Raw genomic sequence first — 24,932 nt, 5'->3', positions numbered from 1 at the left:
AACCCGATCCGCAGGTCGGATAAGCGCAGCTTCATCCGACAAACAATCAGAAAGTATTGGCTTTTTTGGCTAAAAAAACGGTGACTGCCTTCGCGATTACTGAAGTTGCGTGTCGCGCCCCTGGCGAATCTCACGTGGGGACCAGGAAAACTCGCGCTTAAAAAGTGTCGAAAAATGGTTACTGTCGCCAAACCCGCACTGGAAGGCGATATCCGTCACGCTCGACTCGCCGTGGCGCAGCAAATGCCGGGCTTTCATCAGGCGTAAGCGGTTGAGATAGCGCTGTGGCGTCATGCCCGTTTGCTGTTTCAACTGGCGGTGCAGAGTGCGCAGGGAAAGGGTGAATTGCGCGGCCAGTTCCTCCCAACAAATATCCTCGGCGAAATGGTCTTCCAGCCACGCCATCAGTTGATTTAAACGGCCTTCCGAGTTGCTCGCGCCTTCCATCATGCTGCCTTTGCGCAGCAACACCAGCAACTGCATAAACAGAATTTCACGGTTGGCGACGGCGTGGGTATCTGCCGCTTCGCCAATTTTTTCAAACTGATCAATCAGCCCGCGCACCTGTTGCAGCACCGGCTGGTTTACGCGCCAGTGCGACGGATAATTGCCGTCCAGCTCCTGCGGCAGCAGCTTATCTAGCCCGGACAAAAAGCAAAACGCATCCGGTGCGCGATACAGAATATTGGTCAGGCACAGGTTTTCGGTGTGCTCGTACAAGTGGCGATCGTGGTCACGCACAAAGCAGACTGAACCGCCGCTCAGCGTATACGGTTGGCCGTTGAAAACGTGGGTTCCGGTGCCGTGCTCGACGATAACAATTTCATAAAAATCATGATGATGTTCCGGGAAGGCAGCCTGGGGTAAACGCGGCTCGATCGCCACGGATGAATTTCCTGATGGGAAAAAGTCAAAACCATGTAATACCGTCATCATTACCCCCAAGCGTTTTTATTGTTGCCTGATAGTAGGTAACGATTCTCATCTGCACCTTAAAGTTTCGACACGAAATTACTTAAAAGCTGTTCGTTTTTTAAGAAACGCCGGGAATTATCAGGAAATGCGGCGAGCGTCACAGGACGGTTTTAGGGGTGATAAACACGAATCTGTGACATCACTCACGTTCACCTTTGCCTTTTTGCCAACGGCGCATGGGCGCTGTCAGTGTCGAGAAGGTGCGCGACAGCGTTACTTTTTAGAGTGGGGGCAATTCATTTAGCAAGGACCCCCAAAATGACTCTACGCCATAGTGTTGCGGTAGACCTGGGCGCATCAAGCGGCCGTGTCATGCTGGCGCGTTTTGATAGCGACACTCGCAGTATTTGCCTGCGCGAAATTCATCGTTTTACCAACTGCTTAAAACAGGCTGAAGATTCAACGGTCTGGGATGTGGACGCGCTGGAAGGTGAAATCCGCACCGGCTTACAAAAAGCCTGCGACGAAGGCATCGCCATCGACAGCATCGGCATTGACACCTGGGGCGTAGATTACGTGCTGATTGGCCGCGACGGCAACCGCGTCGGGCAGCCGGTTTCTTACCGCGACAGCCGCACCGATGGCGTAATGGACACCGCTTTTAACCAGCTTGGCCGTGACGACATTTACCGTCGCACGGGCATCCAGTTCATGCCGTTCAACACGCTTTATCAACTCCGTGCGCTGGTGGAACAGCAGCCAGAACTGCTCGATAACGTCGAACACGCGCTGCTGATCCCGGATTATTTCTGCTTCCGCCTGACCGGCGCGCTGAACTGGGAATACACCAACGCCACCACCACACAACTGGTGAATATCAACAGCGACAACTGGGATGAAACGCTGCTGGATTGGGCGGGCGTGCCGCATAAATGGTTCGGTGCACCGACGCATCCGGGCAACGTGATTGGCCAGTGGGTTTGCCGTGAAGGCAACAAAATCCCGGTGGTTTCCGTTGCCACGCACGACACCGCCAGCGCGGTGATTGGTGCGCCACTTAAAGACAAAGATGCGGCGTATCTCTCCTCCGGCACCTGGTCGTTGATGGGTTTTGAGAGCAAAACCCCTTACGCCAACAGCGCCGCGTTAGCCGCCAACATCACCAATGAAGGCGGTGCAGAAGGGCGCTACCGGGTGCTGAAAAATATTATGGGTCTGTGGCTTTTGCAGCGCGTCACCAAAGAATTAGGGATCGCCGATCTGCCCGATCTTATCGATCGCACTCGTAAAACACCGTCCTGCCAGTTTGTGATCAACCCGAACGACGATCGTTTTATCAACCCGGAAAGCATGAGCCGCGAAATCCAGGCGGCATGCCGTGAAAGCAACCAGCCGGTGCCATTTACCGACAACGAACTGGCACGCTGTATTTTCGATAGCCTGGCGCTGCTGTATGCCAAAACGCTCGAAGAACTCGCCACCGTGCGTGGCCGCCCGTTTAGCTGTTTGCACATCGTCGGTGGCGGCAGTCAGAACGCTTTGCTCAACCAACTTTGCGCCGATGCCTGCGGCATACCGGTCTTTGCCGGGCCGATTGAAGCCTCCACGCTGGGCAATATTGGCTGCCAGTTAATGGCGCTGGACGAAATCACTGACGTCGATGACTTCCGCAAAGTGGTCGCCGCCAACTACGAACTGAAATCTTTTCCTCCCCAAACCGATAGCGAAATTGCCCGTCATATCGCGCGATTTCCGCTGAGCATTCAAAAACGAAAGGAGTTTTGCGCATGACCACACCTCTTGATCAAGCCTGGGAACTGGCAAAACAGCGCTTTGCTGCTGTCGGTGTAGATGTTGAAACCGCGCTGCAACAGCTCGACCGTCTGCCGGTTTCTATGCACTGCTGGCAGGGCGATGACGTTGCCGGATTTGAAAACCCGGAAGGCGCGCTGAGCGGTGGGATTCAGGCGACGGGGAATTATCCGGGCAAAGCGCGCAGCGCTACGGAATTGCGTTCGGATCTGGAACGCGCATTAAGCCTGATTCCTGGGCCAAAACGCCTGAATCTGCACGCCATTTATCTGGAATCTGAACAGCCGGTTTCCCGCGACAAAATCAAGCCAGAGCATTTTAAAAACTGGGTGGAATGGGCGAAGGCCAACAAGCTGGGTCTGGACTTCAACCCGTCTTGCTTCTCGCACCCGCTGAGCGCCGACGGTTTTACGCTGTCCCACGCTAACGATGAAATCCGCCAGTTCTGGATTGACCATGTGAAAGCCAGCCGCAAAGTCTCTGCGTATTTCGGCGAACAACTCGGCACGCCGTCAGTCATGAACATCTGGATCCCGGATGGCATGAAAGACATCACCGTTGACCGCCTGGCCCCGCGCCAGCGTTTAGTCGCCGCGCTTGATGAAGCGATGAGCGAAAAACTCAACCCTGAACACCATATCGACGCGGTAGAAAGCAAGCTGTTCGGCATCGGCGCGGAAAGCTACACCGTTGGCTCCAATGAGTTTTACTTCGGTTACGCCACCAGCCGCCAGACCGCGCTGTGTCTGGATGCGGGCCACTTCCATCCAACCGAAGTGATCTCCGACAAAATTTCCAGCGCCATGCTGTATGTGCCGCGCCTGCTGCTACACGTGAGCCGTCCGGTGCGTTGGGACAGCGATCACGTGGTGCTGCTGGATGATGAAACACAGGCGATCGCCAGCGAAATTATTCGTCACGATCTGTTTGATCGTGTGCATATCGGGCTGGATTTCTTCGACGCCTCGATCAACCGCATCGCGGCGTGGGTTATCGGCACGCGCAACATGAAGAAAGCCCTGCTGCGTGCGCTGCTTGAGCCAACTGAAACCCTGCGCCAGCTCGAGCTGGAAGGTGATTACACCGCGCGTCTGGCGTTGCTCGAAGAACAAAAATCACTGCCGTGGGCGGCGGTGTGGGAAATGTATTGCCAGCGCAACGACACGCCGGTTGATGCCCAGTGGCTGAAGACGGTGCGCACTTATGAAAAAGACGTGTTGAGCCAACGCGGGTAAGACCGCCCTCATCCCAGCCTTCTCCCTGAGGGAGAAGGAGAAAACTGAACAATCCCCTCTCCTTCTCCCTGAGGGCGAAGGAGAAAACTGAACAATCCTCTCTCCTTCTACCTGAGGGAGAAGGAGAAAACTGAACAATCCCCTCTCCTTTGGGAGAGGGCCAGGGTGAGGGGAAAAGACCCCACCGAACATAACAGGAACACAAGACTATGCAGAACATCCTCAAAGCCTGGTTTGTAGAAGGCATGATCAAAGCAACCAGCGATGCCTGGCTGAAAGGCTGGGACGAGCGCAACGGCGGCAACATCACCATGCGTCTGGATGAAGCGGATATCACGCCGTTCCAGGCCGATTTCCACGCTGCGCCGCGTTACATCGCGCTAAGCCAGCCGATGCCTGAACTGGCGAACACGCCGTTTATCGTCACCGGTTCCGGCAAATTCTTCCGCAACGTGCAACTCGATCCGGCGGCAAATATTGGCGTGGTGAAAGTGGACAATCGCGGCACGGGCTACCACATTTTGTGGGGACTGGAGAACGAAGCGGTGCCAACGTCTGAACTGGCGTCGCACTTCCAGTCGCACAGCGTGCGTATCAAAACTACCGGCGGGAAAGATCGCGTGATCATGCACTGCCACGCCACCAACCTGATTGCGCTGACCTACGTGCTGGAAAACACCACCGACGTGATCACCCGCAAACTGTGGGAAGGCAGCACCGAGTGTTTAGTGGTTTTCCCGGACGGCGTCGGCATTCTGCCGTGGATGGTGCCGGGCACCGATGAAATTGGCACGGCGACCGCTGGCGAGATGGCAAAACACTCGCTGGTGCTGTGGCCGTTCCACGGGGTATTCGGTAGCGGCCCGACGCTTGATGAAGCGTTTGGTCTTATCGATACCGCCGAGAAGTCTGCTGAAGTGTTGGTCAAAGTCATTTCGATGGGTGGCATGAAACAAACCATCTCTCGTGATGAACTGATCGCGCTCGGCAAACGTTTTGGCGTCACCCCATTAGCCAGTGCTTTAGAGCTTTAAGTCGTAAACATAGGGCGGGTTAACCCGCTCTATGACAAAAATAAAAATACCTGCAAACCCTACATACATCGGAGTACAAGCAATGAAAACTAAATCAATACTAGGTTGTACGCTTACCGTTGTTGCACTCGCACTGTCCACCTCTGCCTTTGCTGAAGTGAAAATCGCACTGGTGGCGAAATCGCTCGGTAATGGTTTCTTTGAAGCCGCAAACGTCGGGGCACAAGAAGCCGCCAAAGAGTTGGGCGATGTGAAAGTGATTTATACCGGCCCGACCACCACCACGGCCGAAGCTCAAATTGAAGTCCTCAACGGCTTGATCGCTCAAGGTGTTGATGCGATTGCTATTTCCGCTAATGACCCCGACGCACTGGTTCCGGTGCTGAAAAAGGCCATGCAGCGCGGGATTAAAGTGGTTTCCTGGGATTCCGGCGTGGCAAAAGAAGGCCGCCAGATTCACCTTAATCCTTCCAATAACGCACTGATTGGCGAAACCAACGTCAAACTGGCCGCCGAAGCCTTAAAAGCCATGAATGTGGAAAAGGGCGACGTGGCAATTCTTAGCGCCACACCGACCTCAACTAACCAGAATATCTGGATTGAGGAGATGAAAAAGGTGCTGCCAAAGTATCCGTCGATCAATTTAGTGACCGTCGCTTATGGCGATGATCTGTCTGATAAAAGCTACCGCGAAACAGTCGGCCTGCTGAAGTCTTATCCGGATTTAAAAGTGATTGTGTCACCGTCTTCCGTTGGCATTGTGGCAGCGGCTCAAGCGGTGAAAGACCAGGGCAAAATCGGCAAAGTGTATGTCACTGGCTTAGGTTTACCGTCTGAAATGGCGGGCGCGGTGAAATCTGGCGCATCGAAAAGTTTTGCTATCTGGAACCCGATTGATTTGGGCTACGCCGCTACGTATCTGGCGGACGATTTAGTGAAAGGGACGGCGACGAAAACCGAAGCCAGCATGGGCAAACTGGGCAAAGTGAAGCTGGATGCCGACGGCAGCGGCGCGATGGCTGAGCCGTTTGTTTACGATGCCAGCAACATCGATAAATTCTCCAAAATCTTCTGATTAGGTTTTAAACAACCCTCACCCTAACCCTCTCCCTGAGGGAGAGGGAATCCTTCTTCTTTTCCCCTCTCCTGGGGGAGAGGGAAGCCTTTTTCTTTTCCCCCTCTCCTGGGGGAGAGGGTCGGGGTGAGGGCGATCTGATTTAATGGGGAATTTATCATGACACTTACCACACCATTGCTGTCCCTGAAGGGGATAACGAAAGTCTTCCCCGGCGTACGCGCACTCGAGAACGTTCACCTGGATTTGTGGCCGGGCAAAGTCACGGCGCTGATCGGTGAAAACGGCGCGGGTAAATCCACGCTGGTCAAAGTCATGACCGGGATTTATCAGCCCGAAGAAGGCGAACTGCTTTATAAAGCGATACCGATTACGCTGCCGAACCCGGAAGCGGCGCACAAAGTCGGTATCACGGCGATTCACCAGGAAACGGTGCTGTTCGATGAACTGACCGTCACCGAAAATATCTTCGTCGGCCACTATATTTATCGCGGCTTCTTCAAGAAACTCGACTGGCCTGCCATGCACCAACAGGCGCAAGAAATCCTCACCCGCCTCGAAGTGCAAATTAACCCTCGCGCCACGCTCAAAACCCTCAGCATTGCTCAACGCCATATGGTCGCGATTGCCCGTGCATTGTCGTTTGAAGCGCAAGTGGTGATCCTTGATGAACCGACCGCTGCGCTTTCGCAGCATGAAATCGTCGAGTTCTATCAAATCGTTGAGCGCCTGAAACGCGAAGGCAAAGCGATTCTGTTTATCTCGCACAAATTCGACGAGATTTTTGCCATCGCCGATCACTACACCATTCTGCGCGACGGCGTGTATATCGGCTCAGGGCAAATCGACGACATCAGCGAAGAACGTATGGTCACCATGATGGTGGGGCGCGAAATCACCCACGCCTTCCCGAAAGTGAACTGCGAACCCGGTGAAGTCGTATTGGAAGTCAAAGATCTCTGCCATCCAACCGAATTTGCTCATATCGACTTCACGCTTCGCAAAGGTGAAATCCTCGGTTTCTACGGCTTAGTCGGCGCCGGGAGAACCGAACTGATGCAGGCGCTGTCGGGTGTTTCGCGTCCGTCCCATGGCGAAATCTTGTTGAACGGGCAGCCGATGCAATTCCGCCAGCCCGCTGATGCGATCAAAGCCGGGATTGTTTGTGTGCCGGAAGAGCGCCAGAAGCAGGGCGCGATTATCGAATTGCCCATTTACCAAAACATCAGCCTGCCGCAACTGAGCCGCCTGAATCCGCGAGGCGTGTTAAACGAGTCGCGTGAATGGGCGCTGGCGGACGAATATGCCAAACGCTTACAGGTTAAAGCGTTTAGCTGGAAACAGGCGGTTGAAACGCTGTCCGGCGGTAATCAGCAGAAAGTGGTGATCGGCAAATGGCTGGCAACGCAGCCGGCGGTGATCATCCTCGATGAACCGACCAAAGGCATTGATATCGGCTCGAAAGCGGCGGTGCATCAGTTTATGTCTGAGCTGGTGGGGCAAGGGCTGGCGGTGATTATGGTGTCGTCAGAACTGCCGGAAGTGATGGGCATGGCGGATCGCATTATCGTGATGCACGAAGGGCTGATGGTGGCGCAATATCAGGCGGGCGAAGCGAGCGCGGAGACTATCGTTAGCGCTGCCAGCGGTTCCCACGAGGAGGCGGCATAATGTGGCAATCTCTTCTTAAACATCGTGAATTTTTGCTGGCGGCTGTCATTTTGCTGATGGCGTTGGGCATTGGCAGCCGCGTGCCGTCGTTCCTCGCACCAGGCAACCTGGTCGAAATGTTCAACGACACCTCGATTCTGATCATTCTCGCCCTCGGTCAGATGATGGTTTTGCTCACCAAAGGCATAGATTTGTCGATGGCGGCGAACCTGGCGCTGACCGGCATGATTGTCGCGCTACTCAACTTCCACTATCCGCAAATCCCGGTATGGGCGTTGCTCTCGCTGGCAACAGTTCTTGGTCTGGTGATGGGCGTAATTAACGGTTTGCTGGTCTGGAAGCTCGGCATTCCGGCGATTGTCGTCACGCTTGGCACCATGAGCATTTATCGCGGCATTATCTTTTTGCTGTCAAACGGCGGCTGGATTAACGCCCATCAAATGAGTAGCGACTTTCTCGGCTTACCGCGCGCGGTGGTTTTGGGCATGCCGTTGCTGAGTTGGTGTGCGGTGGCTGCTCTTTTGCTGGTGGGCTACTTCTTGCGCTATAGCCGCACCGGGCGGGCGATGTACACCGCTGGCGGTAACGCAACAGCGGCGTATTACACCGGCATCAACGCCGGAAAAATGCAGTTCATCAGCTTTAGTTTGTCGGGAGCGCTGGCGGGATTCTGCGGTTATTTGTGGATTTCTCGCTTTGCCGTTGCGTATGTCGACGTAGCTAACGGTTTTGAACTGCAAATCGTCGCAGCCTGTGTGATTGGTGGAATAAGCACCATGGGCGGCATCGGGCGCGTGCTCGGCTGCCTGTTTGGCGCGCTGTTCCTCGGCGTCATCAACAACGCGCTGCCGGTAATTGGCGTTTCGCCGTTCTGGCAAATGGCGATATCCGGCGCGGTGATTGTAATTGCGGTGTTGCTCAACGAACGCGGCAACAAACGCAAAGGGCGGCTGATTCTGCGCGACGCAGCGCTGGCGCGACAAACTCCGGGAGTGAGCCATGAATAAAACGCTGATTTCTGAATCTGTTCCACCGCAAACCGCAACGGCCCCGTTGTTGCGCCGCTTGCTGTGCTGGGAGTCATTTTTACTGGCGGTGACGCTGGCGGTATTTGTGGTGAACGCGCTGGCATCGCCGTATTTCCTCAACATCTGGAACCTGTCAGACGCCACCTTCAACTTCACCGAAAAAGCGATCATCGTGTTGCCGATGGCGATGTTGATTATCGCCCGTGAAATTGACTTGTCCGTGGCATCGACCATTGCGCTCAGCTCAACAGCGATGGGCTTTTGCGCGCAGGCGGGTGTCGATACCGCAGGTTTGGTATTTATCGGGCTTGGTGTCGGGCTGTTGTGCGGGTTGTTCAACGGCCTGCTGGTCACGCGCTTTAACCTTTCATCGATTGTGATCACCATCGGCACCATGAGTTTGTATCGCGGCATTACCTACATTTTGCTCGGCGACCAGGCGCTGAATCACTATCCGGAAAGTTTTGCCTGGTTTGGGCAGGGCTACGTCTGGGGCGCGTTATCGTTCGAGTTTGCCCTGTTCATGGTGCTGGCGGCGGTGTTTGCCTTCTTGCTGCACAAAACCAACTTTGGCCGCCGCACGTACGCCATCGGCAATAACCCGACCGGCGCGTGGTATTCCGGTATCAACGTGAAGCGCCACAACCTGATGTTGTTTGTGCTGGTGGGCGTGATGGCGGGGCTGGCATCGGTATTACTGACATCGCGCCTCGGCAGCACGCGCCCGACAATTGCGATGGGTTGGGAACTGAGTGTGGTAACCATGGCGGTGCTGGGCGGCGTCAATATTCTTGGCGGCTCCGGCAGCATGGCGGGTGTGGTTATCGCCGCATTCCTGATGGGGCTGGTGACGTTCGGCCTGAGTCTGCTGAATGTGCCGGGCATCGTGATGTCGATTATTGTCGGCGCGATGCTGATTACCGTGATTTCTCTACCGATTATTACCCGGCGCGTTTTAGCGCGGCGAAAAGGATAAATCCCCCTCACCCTAGCCCTCTCCCCAGGGAGAGGGAACAGCCCTGTTTTAGAGTGGCGGGGTGAGGGGAAAAGTAACGTTAATATTAAGGAGAATAGCAATGAGCTTTATGTTGGCCTTACCAAAAATCAGCCTCCACGGCGCGGGTGCCATCGGCGATATGGTGAAATTAATCGCCGCCAAACCCTGGGGAAAAGCGTTAATTATCACCGACGGGCAACTGGTGAAAATGGGCCTGCTCGACAGCCTGTTTAGCGCGCTCGACGAGCATCAGCTTTCTTACGAACTGTTCGACGAAGTGTTCCCAAACCCGACGGAAGAACTGGTGCAAAAAGGCTTCGCGGCGTATCAGGCCGCCGACTGTGACTACCTGATTGCTTTCGGCGGCGGCAGCCCAATCGACACCGCCAAAGCGGTGAAAATTCTGACTGCCAACCCTGGCCCTTCCACCGCCTATTCCGGCGTGGGGAAAGTCACGAATCCTGGCGTGCCGCTGGTCGCCATCAACACCACAGCGGGAACGGCGGCGGAGATGACCAGCAACGCGGTAATCATCGATTCCGAGCGCCACGTAAAAGAAGTGATTATCGACACCAATCTGATTCCGGACATTGCCGTCGATGACGCCAGTGTGATGCTCGACATCCCGGCAAGCGTCACCGCCGCGACCGGCATGGATGCGCTGACTCACGCCATCGAAGCTTACGTTTCCGTTGCGGCGCACCCGCTGACCGACGCCAACGCGCTGGAGTCTATCCGCCTGATTAGCCAGTGGTTGCCAAAAGCGGTCGAAAACGGACACAACCTTGAAGCGCGTGAAATGATGGCTTACGGCCAATACCTGGCGGGCATGGCGTTTAACAGCGCAGGGCTTGGACTGGTACACGCATTGGCGCATCAGCCGGGCGCGACACACAACCTGCCGCACGGCGTCTGTAATGCGATCCTGCTTCCAGTTATCGAAGCTTTCAACCGCCCGAACGCTGTTGCACGTTTTGCGAAAGTTGCCGCAGCAATGGGTGTGGATACGCAAAACATGAGCGAAGAAGAGGCCAGTTTTGAGGCGATTCTCGCGATTCGTGCATTATCCGCACGCGTCGGGATTCCGTCTGGTTTCAGCCAGCTTGGCATTCAAACATCGGACATCGAAGGCTGGCTGGATAACGCGCTGGCTGACCCTTGCGCACCGTGCAACCCGCGCGTAGCCACGCGTGAGGAAGTGCGTGAGCTTTATATGGAGGCGCTATGATCCGCAAAGCGTTTGTGATGCAGGTGAATGCTGATGCCCATGAAGAGTATCAACGCCGTCATACGCCGATTTGGCCAGAGCTGGAAGCGGTACTTAAACAGCACGGTGCTCATCACTACGCTATTTATCTTGATGCAGCACGCAACCTACTTTTTGCCACGGTAGAGATTGAGTCCGAAGCCCGCTGGAACGCCGTTGCCCAAACGGAAGTTTGCCAGCGCTGGTGGAAGCATATGAGCGAAATTATGCCGAGCAACGCCGATAACAGCCCGGTGAGCGCGGAGCTTAAAGAAGTGTTTTATTTAGAGTAGGGATAGGTTGAGAAACGAGGGTCATAAAAGTTGATAAATGGGTTTTGTAGGGTGGATAAGCGATAGCGTCATCCACCATTTGAGCCGGTCATTGCAGGTGAAAGTGTCGGATGACGCTCCGCTTATCCGACCTACGAAGAAGTTTGTCATCAATCTCAGGGTCACGTTAGTGGCCCTTTTTTTCTTTACTGGCGATCGCTTGCCCTCACTTTGAACTGTCAAGTTATCCTTGACAGTTATAACCCTTCTTTTTATGTGACAAACCTCCAAAGTTCTGCGGTCACGCTGTGATATTTTCTTTCTGCAAACTGGCATATGCCAGATAAAGAGAAAAGGAAAATTCATGAAGCCATTAAAAGTTGTCACCCTTGGCGGTGGTTCGGGTTACACGCCAGAACTGATAGACGGATTTATTAAACGACACGGCGAACTTCCGGTGAGCGAATACTGGCTGGTGGATATTGAAACCGGCCGTGAAAAGCTGGAAATCGTCGGCAAACTTGCACAAAGAATGGTGAAAAAGGCGGGTATCGCCATGACGGTGCATCTCACCACCGACCGCCAGCAGGCGCTGAAAGATGCCGATTTTGTCACCACGCAAATTCGTGTCGGGCAATTGGCGGCGCGTATTCAGGATGAAAAAATCCCACTCAGTTATGGCGTTCTCGGGCAGGAAACTACCGGGCCAGGCGGCTTTATGAAGGCGCAGCGCACCATTCCGGTATTGCTGGAAATCTGCAAAGAAATGGAAACCCTGTGCCCGGATGCGTGGCTGATTAATTTCACTAACCCCGCCGGAATTGTCACCGAGGCCATTGAAAAGCACAGCAAGATTAAATCGCTGGGTATTTGTAGCGGCGCAAACAGCATGATGATGGATATCGCGAAAGCTTACGGTGTGGGGCGCGAGGCCATTGATGCCCGCATTATGGGGCTGAACCATTTAATTTATGCCGACCGTATTACGCTCCACGGGGAAGACATTACCGCCGACTTTATTGAAAAATTAGCGCAAGGCGTCAGTGATAACAAATTAAAAAATATCCCCGACATCGGCCTTCCCGCTGAATTTATTCGCGCGCTGAAGTTCTATCCACTCTCATATTTAAAATATTTCTACCTGAATAAAGAGATGGTCGAACACGAACTCCAGGAGTTGCGAAACGGCGGCACGCGTGGCGAGCGTTCGTTGCAAATCGAAAAATCACTGTTTGAGATCTATCGCAACCCGCAGCTTTGCGAAAAGCCGCCGGAGCTTTCCAGCCGTGGTGGCGCGTATTATTCCGATACCGCCTGCTCGATTATTAGCGCGCTGTATAACAATAAAAAAGAAGTGCATGTCGTTAACACGGCTAATCACGGCACCACGCCAGATTTGCCTGATGACGCGGTGATTGAAACCAACGCGGTGATCGATAAACAAGGTGCTCACCCTCTGGCTTACGGGCGTTTGCCGCCGCGCATTCGCGGGCTGATTCAGAGTGTAAAAGCCTTTGAAGAACTGACCATCGAAGCGGCAATGACCGGGGATCGTCACACCGCATTGCTGGCGTTGGTGGCGCATCCTCTGGTGCCCTCTGTCGAAATTGCCGGGAACATTCTCAAAGACTATTTGGCAGCGAACCGCGATTTCTTACCGCAATACACGGATGAATAACGCAAAAGGGATATTCCATGCAAAGCTTTCTGGAAAACAAATTTATTCCCGTTTTAATGAAGATAGGCAATAACGTCATTTTGGTGGCGATACGTAATGGTATCGCTTTCACACTCCCGTTTATTATTGCTGGCAGCCTGTTCTTAATTATCGCTAATTTACCCATTCCCGGTTGGAGTGAATTTCTTGGGCCGTATGCGAACAAACTCAGCGTGCCGGTGCAGGCAACCTTTGGCATCATCGGGTTAATTGCCGCCATCGGCATCAGCTATAACCTGGCGAAGCAGTATCAACTTGATGGCCTGAGCTGTTGCTGCATTACCGTCGCGGTATTTGTTCTCGCGCAGTTGGATAGCGACTATAAAATTAACGTCGATAACTTTGGTGCCGCCGGGCTGTTCTCAGCCATTATCCTGTCGATATTCACGGTTTATACGGTGCGGTTTTTTATCACTCACAAAATCTATATTCGTATGCCGGAAGGCGTTCCCCCCGCCGTGCTGCAATCTTTTATCAGCCTGGTTCCAGCGGTGGTTTGCCTGACGTTGGTCTGGTTTGTGCGCGTGATTCTGAATTTCGATATCAATGCGTTCTTTACGCTATTACTCAGCCCGCTGGTTTATGGCCTGGACACGCTGCCGGGAATGTTAGTCTTAGTTGCGCTGATTTCATTATTATGGAGTTGCGGTATTCACGGTACTAACGTGCTGTCCGGCATCACCAGCCCCATCTTTTTAAAATTCATCGCAGAGAATACCCAGGCTTATCTGAGCGGCCAGCCGGTTCCCCATATTACCGCCGAAGGCTTTTATAACTTCTTTATTTGCGCGGGCGGTTCGGGTGCCACCATGGGATTAGTGTTGGCGATGCTGCTGTCGAAAAGTCGCTATTACAGATCTATTGGTCGCGTCTCGTTTGGGCCTTCGATATTTTGCATCAACGAGCCGGTGATATTTGGCGTACCGATGGTACTTAACCCGATCATGATGTTCCCGCTCATCGTCGCGCCATTAGTCATTTGCACCTGCTCTTATCTGCTGATGGATTTTGGCATTATCGGCAGGCCGGTATTCCAGATACCCTGGACGATGCCGCCTATTCTTAACGCTTATTTCGCCACGGGCGGGAACATTCCAGCGGCAATTTGGTCTGGCTGCATGATTATTATTTCAACAATTATCTATTATCCGTTCTTCCGAATAATGGAAGTCAAACAGCTGGCAATTGAAGCTCGGGAAGCGCAGTTATTGGCTGAGGTGGTACACTAACGGCCCGATGATGACGCAAAGATTTGAATCCCTATGGCTGCGCGATATATAGAAATTAAAAACAGTATTCAAAAAGATATCCTCAGCCATCGCTACCAGGTCGGTGAGAAAATCCCCTCGGAAAGAGAACTGGCCGCGCAATATGGCGTCACGCGCGTGACGCTGCAAAAAGCGATGCATGTGCTTGAACAAGAGGGGTTTATCGAGCGAATCCACGGCAAAGGAATGTTTGTCACGAAGGTGATCGAAGACAACGTCTATATGCTCAACAACGGCACTGGCGATTCTATTTTAGGTTTTTCCCGCGAGTTTGGTCAGCAGGCGAAAATCTCAAGTCGGTTGGTGACGCATCAAATCATTCCCGCACCGCAAACAGTGGCGTCGCAACTGGAATTGGATGCACAACAGGATGTCCATTTTATCCGCCGCATCCGTTTCATTGACGACGTGCCGGTGCTGGTTGAAGACTCGTGGATTAACAGCGATGTTATCGCCACCATTCCGCAAGCGGTGCTTGAGCAGAGATCGTTGTATCAATACATCGAAGAAGTTACGGGCAAAAAGATTAAGTTTTATAACTCGGTGATTGAAGGCGATTTATTTAATGACGAGTTGGCGGCTTTGCTTTCGATTTCACCCGGCCTGCCGATGCTGAAAGTTTCCGGCGTGACGAAACTTGAAGACGGCAAAGCGTTCAACTTTTCATGCAGCTACAATCGCGCCGACAAATTCAAAATTAAAAATAGCTGGGTGGGGAAGTAGGGCTTTCCCTCGGCCTTCCCACCTTTTGATTCAAACCACCGCGCCATCCAGCGCCTTATGAATCACCTCGGAAAGCTCCTTTACATCGAACTTGGCGACATAACCATTCGCGCCCACTTTGCGTACGTGATCTTCGTTGGCGCTGCCTGATAAAGACGAGTGAATCACCACCGGAATATGCTTTAACGCCATGTCGGTTTTGATATTGCGCGTCAGGGTAAAGCCGTCCATTTCCGGCATTTCGATATCGGTTAACACCATGCCGATGCGGTCGGTGATCGGCTGGCCTGCGGCTTTAGCTTCGGCGGCGATAACCTTGATTTTATCCCAGGCTTCTAAACCCGTGGAGTGCATCATCACCGGGATACCCATGCCTTTCAGCCCCTGCTCAAGCATCAGGCGGGCGACTTTGGAATCTTCGGCCACAATCGCTACGGCACCCGGTTTTAGCGGATTGGTGTTCCCTTCGATGGCGGACATATCGACTTTGCGCCCGGAAGGAATGATGTCGTAAAGAATCTGTTCTACATCCAGCACCAGCGCCAGTTCGCCTTTATATTCATCGCTATTGAGCGACGCAATACTGGTGATGTTGCGGCTGCTCACGCCCGATTCTGCGGCGTGAACCTGGCTCCAGTCGAGGCGAATAATATTTTCCACCGACTCCACGGCAAACGCCTGCGTGCTGCGGGCGTATTCGGTGATCAGCAACAGATTGAGGCCCGTCTCTGGCGTGCAACCTGTCACGGCGGGCAGGTCGATAACCGGAATAAACTGGTCGCGAATATTTGCCATGCCTAACAGCGGCGACTTCATTCCCGCCGCACGGTTAATTTTTGGCATCGGCACAATTTCACGTAGCTTAAAAACGTTAATACCATACAGCTCAGATTTCCCGCCGTGCTGGCCTTCCCCTAAGCGGAACAGCAAAAGCTCAAACTTGTTGGATAACGCCAGGTTAGCCCTTTCATCAATATCTTTTTGAAAACTATCCATTTAAACCTCTGCTCGAAAACCTGGCGGGTAGTCGCCCTGGCGCGTGTTTAGGTTATCGGCAGATTGAGGAAAAAATGGAGGATGTTTCGCTGGGTAAGTTCGCCATTATATTCCCAGTTCTTTACCCAACCAGGCCACCAAAGCGGCGCTATCGACAGGTTTCCCTTGCTCCACGGTATAAACCGAACCGAGCGACATCGGCTCAGCGTTATCTGCAAGTTTTTGCAATTCTGGCAGGTACTCTTCGCCTGGATGACCGTTGCGCCTGAGATCAAGCCTTTGTGCGTAGCGCTCTGCGGCCAGATATCCTGGGATCTGATTCCATATTTCCACCACTCGGGAAATGCCCGCTTGCTTCAGATAACGTTCGAGCGCTGCTTTCGGCTGGAATCCAAACCAGGCGTCGATAAGAAATACGCACTGGGTCGGGCTGTCGGCCACTATTGACCAAATCACTTCGTAGGCGGCACAACCGAGGCGGCGGTTAAATGGTCGGTCAATTTCATCGAACTGCGCCATAAACGGCTCTTTTATGCCGTCTATGGTCAGAATTGGCAGGGCAAAATGTTCGGACAGTAAGCGGGAAATCGTGCTTTTCCCCGATGCCGGAACGCCGTTTACCATCACCACCGTTTTGCCCTGCGCTCCCAAAGTCTGGCTCATAATATTGCGATCACCTCTTCCTTAGCTTTTGCCCGACGCAGTTTTGCCATCACGTCGTCGTCACCTAATAAATTCACAATCGCGCGAATACCTTCTTCGATGTGCTTATTGCTGTCCATGGCGGCAAACATAATCACGATATCGGCCTTGTCGCTGTCGGCAAATGAAATCGGCTCATCGAGCAGCACCAGGCTGAAGCAATTCTTCATCACTCCACATTCCGGGCGCGCGTGAGGCATTGCTACCCCTTCTTCAAAAACGTAATACGCGCCATGCTCAAGGGTGTTATTAATGACGGCCTGGTAATATGAAGGCAGGATATAACCGTTATCAACCAGCGGTTGTGCCGCAAGTTGAATTACCTTTTTCCAGTCCGTTTCGCGCACACCCACTTGTATAGCCTGTGCCTCGATGAGTAACTGTTTAATTGCCATAACGGCTCCCTATATATTTCTGCGAATAACATTTCGCAACTCATCAATTTTTATAAATATACTATCGATATGTTGACGATGGCTTTTACTCTTTGCATAGACTTGTAACGCCTGGTTATAGCGCAACATTAAAGCTTTTTGTGTTTCGCCATTATTTGGGTTTTCCGTGAATATATTTTCCAGCTCGGTTAATTCTGTTTCAAGTTTCGCGGCCTGAATATCATATTGTGCCGTATCCGAATGACTTTGCTGGAAAAGTTTTTTTAAAGATCCAAACATAGCTCGCTCCCGCCCAACGATTGCCACGCAACCAGGGTTACAATAAAGAGTAGAGGATAACGCCAGGCTTATTTAAATAATGCGATCTTTTCGATTAATACCGCAGCGACTGCATCATTAGCTGGAATCAAAAACTTCCGCACACTGTCGTTCACTTTGCCTTTCTCGAAGGTTTCTTTGCAGTGCCCGACCCACTGCACGTTCATTTCGGTGCCGACATTGACTTTGTCGATGCCGCCCGCCACAGCCCGGCGCATGTCTTCATCACTGACGCCTGTCCCTCCGTGCAGCACCAGCGGCGTTCTGGTCACTTCGCTGATATCCGCCAGGCGCTGATGCTGGATTTTCGCTTTGCCGGTATACAGGCCGTGGACCGTACCGACGGAGACTGCCAACATATCAACGCCCGTTTCATCAACAAAACGTTTGGCATCCTCAGTGGTGGTAAAGCAAATATCTTCCATGGCCACCGCTTTGCCATCCTCCGAGCCGCCAATGGCACCGAGTTCCGCTTCTACGGAGATATTTCGTGGGCGGGCAATATCAATAACCTTGCGAGTGTTGGCAATATTATCGGCCATATCCAAATGTGAGCCGTCATACATCACTGAACTAAACCCTGCATCGATAGCGGTTTTGATCGCTTCAATGTCTGAGCAATGATCAAGATGCAAACAAGTCGGTATTTGCTGGCTCTCCGATAAAGAACAAATGGAATCCACCAGCAAGCGATAACCTAAATATTCTGCTGTTCCCGTCGAGATTTGGATCATTAATGGACTGTTGGTTGCTTTGGCTGCTTTAAAATAAGCGGGTAACATTTCCAGACAATGTAAATTAAAGGAACCCACGGCTTTAAAATTACGCTCTTTTGCAACCTGCAATAATGCGGGGAAGTTATACAGACTCATGTGCTTTTTCCTCTTGAGGTTTGGTTGATTTGCCATTCACGAACCAGGCGATAAGCGCCACGAACAGGATGAATAGGCCTACAAACGTCCAGTTATTCTGGAATACATGCCCCAAAATCAGGCCGCTACTAATGACATCGGAATCACTGAAGGTCACGCCGGTAAAGCCGTAGCTTTCAAGCATCGGGACCAGGATGGCGGGTAAAAAGGTGATGAACAGACCGTGAACGACACCGCCGATAATTGCGCCGCGTCTGCCGCCCATCGCGTTACCGAAAATCCCTGCGGTGCCGCCAGCAAAGAAGTTGGTCAGCAAGCCGGGCAGAATCATCGCCAGGCCGAACATTGGGAAGACAATCATGCCGATAATGGAACCGACGGTGGTGGCAAGGAAGCCAACAATCACGGCATTTGGGGCGTAAGGGAACAGCACCGGGCAGTCCAGCGCGGGTTTCGCATCAGGAACAATGCGCATGGCAATCCCACGAAATGCAGGAACCAGTTCGTTAAGCAGCAAACGCACACCGCTGTAGAGAACGAATACCCCGGCAACAAATTGAATCGCCTGCATAAAGGCAAACATCAGGTAATTCACGCCGTTGGAGTATTGGCCGATATATTCCGGGCCAGCCGCCAGTGCAGGGATGAGGTACATCGGGATCATCACTACGGCCATGGAAAGATAAGTGTCTTGCAGGAATTTGAAGTTATCTGGCAGCACAAGGTCTTCGGTAGATTTCGAACCCTTGCCGACCACCTTCGCCACGGCGGCCTGCACCAGATAACCAATGGTGCAGAAATGCCCCAGTGCGACATCGTCTGAACCGGTAATACGGCGCACTACTGGCTGAGCGAGGGCAGGCATCAGCACCGCCATAATTCCCCCGAAAATACCACCGGTAAGAATCAATGGTAGCCCTGTAAGACCGGCTTTGTAGCCGATAACAGCGCCAATTGTTGCCATCCAGAGCAGCGCTTGCCCGGTAAGAAAGATGTATTTAAATGGCGTGATGCGAGCAATGATGATGTTGACGATAAATATCACCATCAGCGTAAGCGCCACTTCGGAGCCCAGTTCGCGGTTTGCTAATCCGGCAATTGCCGCCACATCGGTAATGTAGCCTTTCATGCCGAAACCGTGGGTGAAGATGTCATTGAGGAAAGTCAGGGTATCCACAATAATGTTGATACCCGCCATCATGATTAAAAAGCCGAGTAGCGTTTTGAACGTTCCTTCCGCGACTTTACCTTTTGATTTTTTTTGTAGTAAAAGACCGAGCATGGCAATAAAGGCAATCAGTATTGATGCCTGTCCTAGCAGGTCTTTAACAATAAAGTTAATGATGCTATTCATGGTCAAGTACCTTCACATTGCGTTCTTTTAAAAAGGCGACAATTTTTTGTTCAATCTCGTCTTTATCGGTTAAACGATGCAACACAATCACGCGTTTAATTTCTTCTTCGCTGGCATCAGCCGTTAAAATATCGGCGAATGTCTTTTGAGTTAAAATAATGTCCGATTTAAATGCACCCGCTTCTGAAACCGTGGTGTGGTCAATTTCAGCAGGGATCTGGAGTTTCTTAAGTACCGCAGTTGCTGCCATTTCAATGGCGAAACTGGAACCTAAACCGCAGCCACATACACAAAGAATTTTAAGCATTGAAAATCTCCTCAAATAATATTGAGCTGCTTCGCTAATTTATAATGATGCCCTTCGGTGTCGACGAGGCGTTTTTGCATACTGATTAAATCTATAGGGATCGGTTTGTTACTCGAATTAATAATAATCGCTTTATTTTTCATGCCTGACTGGATACAACGGACAACTTCGCCGGCCATAATGGTCCCCTGATATATTTCCTCGCAGGTTGGGTCACCGTTACGCAGGCTATAACCAATAATTGACTTACGAATACGCACGCCAATTTTCGGTTCAAGCTGTTTGATCATGGTGTCAATTGCCCCCTGGAATCCGGGGGAATATTCTTTGGTATAACCTTCTGAACAAAGAATAATGATGCTATTTTGCATCTCGAGGCGTGAGACAATCTTGCACGCTAGTTCACCCAAGGGTTGTTGGCATTCGGGGATGAGTGCAAAATCCGCGTTGCTTTTAATTGCCGATTGAAGTGTGAGTTCGCCGCAGTAACCACCCAACAACTCCACCATAAAAACACGTCCAGGCAACGCGCGACCTGTATTGCGCAATTTAGTGACTTCTTTAATAACCTGCTCGCAGGCGGTAGAAAAACCAATAGTGTAATCACTGCCATACACATCATTGTCGATGGTCATGCCTACGCCAAAGCAATTAATACCATATTCACTAAGGTTATTCAGGAATTGTAGAGAGCCATCACCACCGGCCATAATAAGCACATCGATATGCAGGGCTTTTAACTGTTTAGCGATGGTTTCATATTCACTGGCCATTAATTTACGTTGGGTTCGGCCAGAAGACATAATCGGAATCGATGCCACAGAAAAATCGACCAAATCGCGTATGGAAATAGGTTGGTGATTATTTTGTAGCAAGCCTGGAATACCTCCGTTAAACAAAGTTATTTCCGCTTGAGCCAGTCTGGAAATCTGGAAAACGAAGTTATTTATTCCTGTTACATCGCCGCCGCTAATTACCATGCCGATTCTCATGACGCTTGCCTCGTTTAATTTCCTTGCAGACATTTTTCTCTTTAAACAAGACTTGGATTTGCAATGAATGTCACAAAAATGGGATTCATTTGATCGGTTGGCTCATTGACAGAGAGTTTATATGATTGATTTTTGTGATGAGTGTCGCAAATTGTGGTTTGGCGGCAGGGCTTTAAAAGAGACTTAAAATGCATATATATCAATGAATTAATATTGATGGTTAAAAGATAAAATTAGCCAGTGCTTTTTATACTGAAAACAGAATAATCCAGGTTTCAAAAATGTGATTCCACGCGCATTTTTCCGCGCGTTAAAGGCGATGGAATTAATTAAGAGGCGTGAAAGAAATAAGCAGAAAGTTGGAGTGAAACATCAGGCGGGTAAGTCAATTACCCGCCATCGGGGAAAGGGTGCCGAAAACTAATCTGCAAAAGCCAGTTTATCTTCAGGCGTAATGTCGCGTATTTCCCGACACGGCACACCTGCAGCCACCACGTTTGGCTGAACGGATTTTGTCACTACGCTGCCCGCGCGGCTGCGCCTTGTGGCAGCGGCGTTTTATGGTTTGAAAGGGTAAACGCGGAGACGATAGTAATGGTCAGCACGATCCCGCCCAGAATCAAATACGTATCCTGGAACCCAATCTTGTCGTACATATTTCCAGCAAAAGCGGAGAGGAAAATTGCCGCAGACTGTTTGGCAAACTGGAAACCAATCAAATAAATCGTGGCCGACAGGCGAGTATCGAACACGCCGGTAATGTATTTAAATGCCCCAACCAGCAGGAACGGCACTTCCAGCGCGTGCAGCATTTTGAGTGCAATGACTTCGAAAGCCGTGGTGGCAAAAGCCGAGCCGATAATACGTGTGGTCATGATCGCTCCGGCAATCAGCAGCGTATTTTTTGCACCGATGCGGTTAATGATCCATGGCGAGCAGAACATAATAATCGCGTTGCAAATTTCTCCGGCGGTAGTCGCAAAACCGAAGGCTTCTGTACCTTGCTGTGGTGTCTCAAAGAAGGTTTTAAAGAAGGTCGCAAACTGTTGATCGAACACGTCGTAAACGCAGGCGACGCCAACGACGTAGAGAATGAACATCCACATTTTCGGCATTTTAAACAGCGAGAAAACCATTTTCGCCGAAATCTGACGTTGGTTGACCCCCAGAGAATCCATCACTTGCGCGGTTTGGTTGGCTTGTGGGCGCGCGACGAGTAGCAGCACCATCAGAATGACCGCCGCGCCCGATCCCATCCAGAACACAAATGCCGGGTTCACGTTAAATAACATGCCAGCGGTCGATGCGCACAAACCCCAGCCGAGGCAGCCAAACATCCGCGCTTTGCCATATTCGAAATAGCTATTGCGGCTCACGCGCTCGATATACGCCTCAATTGCGCCGGAACCCGCAGAGAAAACAAAGCCGATATAAACCCCACCGGCTAACGCACCAATCACAATATTGGCTTTTAACAACGGGGCAAAAACATAGAGGAAGAAGGGGGCGAAGAAGAACAGCAACAGGGTAATCACCCACAGCAAATGCTTTTTAAGTCCCAGTTTGTCGGAAATAATCCCCAGAATGGGCTGGCAGAGAATGGCAAACAGTGAAATACACGAGAACACGATCCCAGTATGTGTTTTATTCAGGCCGATCACATCCGAAAGCCAGATTGGCAGGAACGGGAAACAGGTCGCCATAATGAAAAAGTAGAGAAAGAAAAACAGGCCAAAAATCCAGAAGTTAGGGTTATTTTTATGGGTACAGGCAGGCATGCTCATTGTGTTTTCCTCGATGGAACAAACTCGATGGGGCGGCGCATACCGCCCCGTTGGCGCACTGAATTACACGCGTTCAAAACCAATCAAAATGGCGCTTTCCGGGTCGAGAATCGGCAACGCGACGCCAGCCTGAGCCAGCCATTCGCCGCTAACGATTTGTGATGTTTCCATCCAGCAAGGCAATTTGCGCATGGTATGGCCGCCTTTTCCTACCACGCTGATTTGCGGATGATCGAGCAGCGTGATGCGATAACGCGCCGCTGGGTCAAGGCCAGGAACGCGTAAATTTCCGCTGAATGTGTAATCCGGCATCGCCAGTTGGCTGACTAAAAACAGCGCCTGCGCCTGGTCATCGCTCACCACGCCTTGCACCTGCGTGGTGGCGTCAGGCATATCGACGCGCCAGAGTTTTCCTTTATGCAGAAGCGGTCGCCATTGTTTGTAGAGCTGCACGTAACGCTGGTAGCCCGCACTTTCGGCGTCGTCTGCCGTCATCGGATCAAGCTCCATTCCCATATGCCCAAATAGCGCCGTCAGGCCGCGAAACTCGATGCTGTGCTGGCGATAAGTGGCGTGGCAACGCAGGTTTCCGATGTGTGAACCCATCACTTCCGGCGGGAAGAAATAGCTCATGCCACGCTGAATAGTATTGCGCTCCAGCGCATCATTATTATCTGAGGCCCAAAAACGGTGAGTCCGCTTCAAAACTTCATAATCGATTCGCCCACCGCCAGATGCGCAGGATTCAAACTCAACGTGTGGATATTTGCGGTTAAGTTCGTCTAACAGACGGTAAAACTGATGAGTTTGGGCATCTGCTGCTGCTTTGCCATTGTGGCCTGCCTGAACCAGTTCGCGGTTCATATCCCACTTCACATAATCAATGGGATGTTCGCCCAGGAGCCAGTTCATGCGTTCAAGCAGGTAATTGAAAACCTGTGGATTACTCAGGTCCAGCACCCACTGGTAGCGCCCGGTTGCCTGCTCGTAACCCGGCAATGCCAGCACCCAGTCAGGGTGCGCGCGATATAAGTCGGAATCCGGGTTAATCATTTCCGGCTCGACCCAAATCCCAAATTCCATACCGCACGCCTTCACGTGGTTGATTACTGGCATTAAGCCGTTCGGATACTTTTGTTCATCAAGATACCAGTCCCCCAGCGCTGCGCGGTCGTGATTGCGACCTTTGAACCAGCCGTCATCAATGATAAAACGCTCCACGCCCAATTCGGCGGCGCGGCTTGCCATCTGCATGATGTATTCAGGATTGTGGTCGAAATAGATGCCTTCCCAGGTGTTGAGGTGCACCGGGCGCGGCTTGTTTTCAGGGAAGTGAATCACCTGTTCGCGCAGGAATTGGTGGAATTGTTGGCTCATGCCATTCAGCCCGTGATTAGAATGGCTGGCATATAGCCACGGCGTATGTAACGTTTCACCTTCGTTGAGCGCCATTTCCCCCGCCAGATACAGCGCTTCAGCTTGCAAGTAACGGCGGCCATCCGTTTTGACTTCGCAACGCAGGCGGTGGTTACCGCTCCAGCCAAGATGCACACCCCAGATATCTCCTTGTTGCTCGCTAAACGCGGGAGTACCGGCAATCATCGCTGGGAAATGTTCGTGCGAGGTGCGGCCACGGCGATTTTCCAGCACGAAGCTGTCGTGCTCCAGGCGAACGCGGTGCGGTTGAAACTCCCGCGTCCAGCGGCCATGAAATGCCATCACTTCCAGCGCTCGCTCGGCGATGGGCAATGTAATTGCCAGTCGTTCAACTTGCCAGATTCCCACGCGTAAGTTGGTCAGCCCGTGGCGAATTTGCAGCACGCCGCTTTTATCAAGACGCAATTCGCTGGTTAACCGCAGCCCCGCCTGCTGATCTTCTGCAATTACGGTCAGATTCTGCCCGTTTTGTTCAACCTGCGAGGTGGTAAATACTGGCGAGGCATCAAGCCCGTTGCGATGACCTTCAATTCCCGGCGAGCCAAACAAACCGCGTCCGAGCTCTGCGCCAAGCGTTACTGGCGTATCAATATCCAGGCGACCATTGGCAATAGGGCGCTCCAGACTTGCGCTATCTTGTGGCGAAAAGTGGGCCAGGTGCAGACCCCAATAGATAATTTCGGTAAAAGGTTTTGTTCGTAAAACAATATCGCAGTTGGCGCTGGTTAAGCGGTGATAAGTCGGTTCCATGAATGGCATCTCCGGGAAATTGATGTCATTAC

23 protein-coding genes and 1 pseudogene are annotated in these 24,932 nt (G+C 51.9%); 12 read left to right on the top strand and 12 right to left on the bottom strand.

Annotation, left to right across the window (positions count from 1 at the left end; genetic code table 11):
- Positions 1–96: 96 nt before the first annotated feature.
- The gene (gene rhaS / locus D6029_RS16725) at positions 97–933 is read right to left on the bottom strand and encodes an HTH-type transcriptional activator RhaS (RefSeq protein WP_120065896.1); all 837 of its coding nucleotides are present in this window, start codon (positions 931–933) and stop codon (positions 97–99) included.
- Positions 934–1,233: 300 nt separating this feature from the next.
- Here rhaS (D6029_RS16725) and rhaB point away from each other — a divergent pair, with 300 nt between their 5' ends.
- The 12 genes from rhaB (at position 1,234) to D6029_RS16665 (ending at position 14,993) form a co-directional block, all read left to right on the top strand.
- On the top strand, positions 1,234–2,706 hold the full coding sequence (gene rhaB, locus D6029_RS16720; protein ID WP_120065878.1) for a rhamnulokinase: 1,473 nt from the start codon (positions 1,234–1,236) through the stop codon (positions 2,704–2,706).
- Positions 2,703–3,962 (top strand): L-rhamnose isomerase, encoded by a 1,260-nt coding sequence (gene rhaA, locus D6029_RS16715; RefSeq protein WP_120065877.1) that lies wholly within the window; start codon positions 2,703–2,705, stop codon positions 3,960–3,962. Before rhaB ends, rhaA begins: the two co-directional genes overlap by 4 nt.
- A gap of 209 nt (positions 3,963–4,171) precedes the next feature.
- Positions 4,172–4,996 (top strand): rhamnulose-1-phosphate aldolase, encoded by an 825-nt coding sequence (gene rhaD, locus D6029_RS16710; protein ID WP_120065876.1) that lies wholly within the window; start codon positions 4,172–4,174, stop codon positions 4,994–4,996.
- Between the two features lie 82 nt (positions 4,997–5,078).
- Complete coding sequence (rhaS, locus tag D6029_RS16705) at positions 5,079–6,071, top strand: rhamnose ABC transporter substrate-binding protein (RefSeq protein ID WP_120065875.1); 993 nt, start codon at positions 5,079–5,081, stop codon at positions 6,069–6,071.
- A gap of 159 nt (positions 6,072–6,230) precedes the next feature.
- A complete protein-coding gene (locus D6029_RS16700) occupies positions 6,231–7,742 on the top strand; it encodes a sugar ABC transporter ATP-binding protein (protein WP_120065874.1) in 1,512 nt (503 codons plus the stop codon).
- Positions 7,742–8,749, top strand: a complete 1,008-nt coding sequence (locus D6029_RS16695; RefSeq protein WP_120065873.1) for an ABC transporter permease — start codon at positions 7,742–7,744, stop codon at positions 8,747–8,749. The genes D6029_RS16700 and D6029_RS16695 overlap by 1 nt, the downstream gene beginning before the upstream one ends.
- The gene (locus D6029_RS16690; protein ID WP_120065872.1) at positions 8,742–9,746 is read left to right on the top strand and encodes an ABC transporter permease; all 1,005 of its coding nucleotides are present in this window, start codon (positions 8,742–8,744) and stop codon (positions 9,744–9,746) included. The genes D6029_RS16695 and D6029_RS16690 overlap by 8 nt, the downstream gene beginning before the upstream one ends.
- A 100-nt stretch (positions 9,747–9,846) precedes the next feature.
- Positions 9,847–10,995 carry a lactaldehyde reductase gene (gene fucO, locus D6029_RS16685; RefSeq protein ID WP_120065871.1) on the top strand — a complete coding sequence of 383 codons (1,149 nt, stop codon included), beginning with the start codon at positions 9,847–9,849 and terminating at the stop codon, positions 10,993–10,995.
- The gene (rhaM, locus tag D6029_RS16680; protein ID WP_120065870.1) at positions 10,992–11,306 is read left to right on the top strand and encodes an L-rhamnose mutarotase; all 315 of its coding nucleotides are present in this window, start codon (positions 10,992–10,994) and stop codon (positions 11,304–11,306) included. Before fucO ends, rhaM begins: the two co-directional genes overlap by 4 nt.
- Before the next feature lie 343 nt (positions 11,307–11,649).
- Complete coding sequence (locus D6029_RS16675; protein ID WP_120065869.1) at positions 11,650–12,963, top strand: 6-phospho-beta-glucosidase; 1,314 nt, start codon at positions 11,650–11,652, stop codon at positions 12,961–12,963.
- A gap of 17 nt (positions 12,964–12,980) precedes the next feature.
- Positions 12,981–14,231 (top strand): PTS sugar transporter subunit IIC, encoded by a 1,251-nt coding sequence (locus tag D6029_RS16670; protein WP_120065868.1) that lies wholly within the window; start codon positions 12,981–12,983, stop codon positions 14,229–14,231.
- Between the two features lie 33 nt (positions 14,232–14,264).
- Positions 14,265–14,993 (top strand): GntR family transcriptional regulator, encoded by a 729-nt coding sequence (locus tag D6029_RS16665; protein ID WP_120065867.1) that lies wholly within the window; start codon positions 14,265–14,267, stop codon positions 14,991–14,993.
- 30 nt (positions 14,994–15,023) lie between these two features.
- Here D6029_RS16665 and D6029_RS16660 read toward each other — a convergent pair whose 3' ends face one another.
- From D6029_RS16660 to D6029_RS16610, 11 genes and pseudogenes are all read right to left on the bottom strand, one after another.
- Entirely contained in the window at positions 15,024–15,989 is a 966-nt protein-coding gene (locus D6029_RS16660; protein WP_120065866.1) for a chemotaxis protein, read from the bottom strand.
- 105 nt (positions 15,990–16,094) lie between these two features.
- Positions 16,095–16,652: a P-loop nucleotide/nucleoside kinase family protein gene (locus tag D6029_RS16655; protein WP_120065865.1), complete on the bottom strand. Its 558-nt coding sequence runs from the start codon at positions 16,650–16,652 to the stop codon at positions 16,095–16,097.
- Positions 16,649–17,086: a PTS sugar transporter subunit IIA gene (locus D6029_RS16650; protein WP_120065864.1), complete on the bottom strand. Its 438-nt coding sequence runs from the start codon at positions 17,084–17,086 to the stop codon at positions 16,649–16,651. Before D6029_RS16650 ends, D6029_RS16655 begins: the two co-directional genes overlap by 4 nt.
- Positions 17,087–17,095: 9 nt before the next feature.
- Positions 17,096–17,365, bottom strand: a complete 270-nt coding sequence (locus D6029_RS16645) for a hypothetical protein (protein ID WP_120065863.1) — start codon at positions 17,363–17,365, stop codon at positions 17,096–17,098.
- 68 nt (positions 17,366–17,433) lie between these two features.
- The gene (locus tag D6029_RS16640; protein WP_120065862.1) at positions 17,434–18,276 is read right to left on the bottom strand and encodes a class II fructose-bisphosphate aldolase; all 843 of its coding nucleotides are present in this window, start codon (positions 18,274–18,276) and stop codon (positions 17,434–17,436) included.
- Positions 18,263–19,630, bottom strand: coding sequence for a PTS sugar transporter subunit IIC (locus D6029_RS16635; protein ID WP_034499297.1), 1,368 nt, complete (start codon positions 19,628–19,630; stop codon positions 18,263–18,265). Before D6029_RS16635 ends, D6029_RS16640 begins: the two co-directional genes overlap by 14 nt.
- Positions 19,623–19,937 (bottom strand): PTS sugar transporter subunit IIB, encoded by a 315-nt coding sequence (locus D6029_RS16630; RefSeq protein WP_120065861.1) that lies wholly within the window; start codon positions 19,935–19,937, stop codon positions 19,623–19,625. Before D6029_RS16630 ends, D6029_RS16635 begins: the two co-directional genes overlap by 8 nt.
- Before the next feature lie 11 nt (positions 19,938–19,948).
- The gene (locus tag D6029_RS16625) at positions 19,949–20,929 is read right to left on the bottom strand and encodes a 6-phosphofructokinase (RefSeq protein WP_120065860.1); all 981 of its coding nucleotides are present in this window, start codon (positions 20,927–20,929) and stop codon (positions 19,949–19,951) included.
- Positions 20,930–21,349: 420 nt separating this feature from the next.
- Positions 21,350–21,460: pseudogene (gene lacA / locus D6029_RS16620) on the bottom strand (galactoside O-acetyltransferase); the annotation flags it as partial.
- The gene (locus tag D6029_RS16615; RefSeq protein ID WP_120065859.1) at positions 21,448–22,713 is read right to left on the bottom strand and encodes an MFS transporter; all 1,266 of its coding nucleotides are present in this window, start codon (positions 22,711–22,713) and stop codon (positions 21,448–21,450) included. The pseudogene lacA and the gene D6029_RS16615, both read right to left, overlap by 13 nt.
- A gap of 63 nt (positions 22,714–22,776) precedes the next feature.
- On the bottom strand, positions 22,777–24,900 hold the full coding sequence (locus D6029_RS16610; RefSeq protein WP_120065858.1) for an alpha-galactosidase: 2,124 nt from the start codon (positions 24,898–24,900) through the stop codon (positions 22,777–22,779).
- Positions 24,901–24,932: the final 32 nt, after the last annotated feature.

This window comes from Buttiauxella izardii (assembly GCF_003601925.1).
Classification (GTDB): Bacteria; Pseudomonadota; Gammaproteobacteria; order Enterobacterales; family Enterobacteriaceae; genus Buttiauxella; species Buttiauxella izardii.
Note: the sequence above shows the minus strand (reverse complement) of the source record. Positions and strands in the feature narration are given on the sequence as shown.

Coding starts and splice junctions, on each gene's coding strand:
- rhaS (WP_120065896.1), bottom strand. CDS start 933: ATGACGGTATTACATGGTTTTGACTTTTTCCCATCAGGAAATTCATCC.
- rhaB (WP_120065878.1), top strand. CDS start 1,234: ATGACTCTACGCCATAGTGTTGCGGTAGACCTGGGCGCATCAAGCGGC.
- rhaA (WP_120065877.1), top strand. CDS start 2,703: ATGACCACACCTCTTGATCAAGCCTGGGAACTGGCAAAACAGCGCTTT.
- rhaD (WP_120065876.1), top strand. CDS start 4,172: ATGCAGAACATCCTCAAAGCCTGGTTTGTAGAAGGCATGATCAAAGCA.
- rhaS (WP_120065875.1), top strand. CDS start 5,079: ATGAAAACTAAATCAATACTAGGTTGTACGCTTACCGTTGTTGCACTC.
- D6029_RS16700 (WP_120065874.1), top strand. CDS start 6,231: ATGACACTTACCACACCATTGCTGTCCCTGAAGGGGATAACGAAAGTC.
- D6029_RS16695 (WP_120065873.1), top strand. CDS start 7,742: ATGTGGCAATCTCTTCTTAAACATCGTGAATTTTTGCTGGCGGCTGTC.
- D6029_RS16690 (WP_120065872.1), top strand. CDS start 8,742: ATGAATAAAACGCTGATTTCTGAATCTGTTCCACCGCAAACCGCAACG.
- fucO (WP_120065871.1), top strand. CDS start 9,847: ATGAGCTTTATGTTGGCCTTACCAAAAATCAGCCTCCACGGCGCGGGT.
- rhaM (WP_120065870.1), top strand. CDS start 10,992: ATGATCCGCAAAGCGTTTGTGATGCAGGTGAATGCTGATGCCCATGAA.
- D6029_RS16675 (WP_120065869.1), top strand. CDS start 11,650: ATGAAGCCATTAAAAGTTGTCACCCTTGGCGGTGGTTCGGGTTACACG.
- D6029_RS16670 (WP_120065868.1), top strand. CDS start 12,981: ATGCAAAGCTTTCTGGAAAACAAATTTATTCCCGTTTTAATGAAGATA.
- D6029_RS16665 (WP_120065867.1), top strand. CDS start 14,265: ATGGCTGCGCGATATATAGAAATTAAAAACAGTATTCAAAAAGATATC.
- D6029_RS16660 (WP_120065866.1), bottom strand. CDS start 15,989: ATGGATAGTTTTCAAAAAGATATTGATGAAAGGGCTAACCTGGCGTTA.
- D6029_RS16655 (WP_120065865.1), bottom strand. CDS start 16,652: ATGAGCCAGACTTTGGGAGCGCAGGGCAAAACGGTGGTGATGGTAAAC.
- D6029_RS16650 (WP_120065864.1), bottom strand. CDS start 17,086: ATGGCAATTAAACAGTTACTCATCGAGGCACAGGCTATACAAGTGGGT.
- D6029_RS16645 (WP_120065863.1), bottom strand. CDS start 17,365: ATGTTTGGATCTTTAAAAAAACTTTTCCAGCAAAGTCATTCGGATACG.
- D6029_RS16640 (WP_120065862.1), bottom strand. CDS start 18,276: ATGAGTCTGTATAACTTCCCCGCATTATTGCAGGTTGCAAAAGAGCGT.
- D6029_RS16635 (WP_034499297.1), bottom strand. CDS start 19,630: ATGAATAGCATCATTAACTTTATTGTTAAAGACCTGCTAGGACAGGCA.
- D6029_RS16630 (WP_120065861.1), bottom strand. CDS start 19,937: ATGCTTAAAATTCTTTGTGTATGTGGCTGCGGTTTAGGTTCCAGTTTC.
- D6029_RS16625 (WP_120065860.1), bottom strand. CDS start 20,929: ATGAGAATCGGCATGGTAATTAGCGGCGGCGATGTAACAGGAATAAAT.
- D6029_RS16615 (WP_120065859.1), bottom strand. CDS start 22,713: ATGAGCATGCCTGCCTGTACCCATAAAAATAACCCTAACTTCTGGATT.
- D6029_RS16610 (WP_120065858.1), bottom strand. CDS start 24,900: ATGGAACCGACTTATCACCGCTTAACCAGCGCCAACTGCGATATTGTT.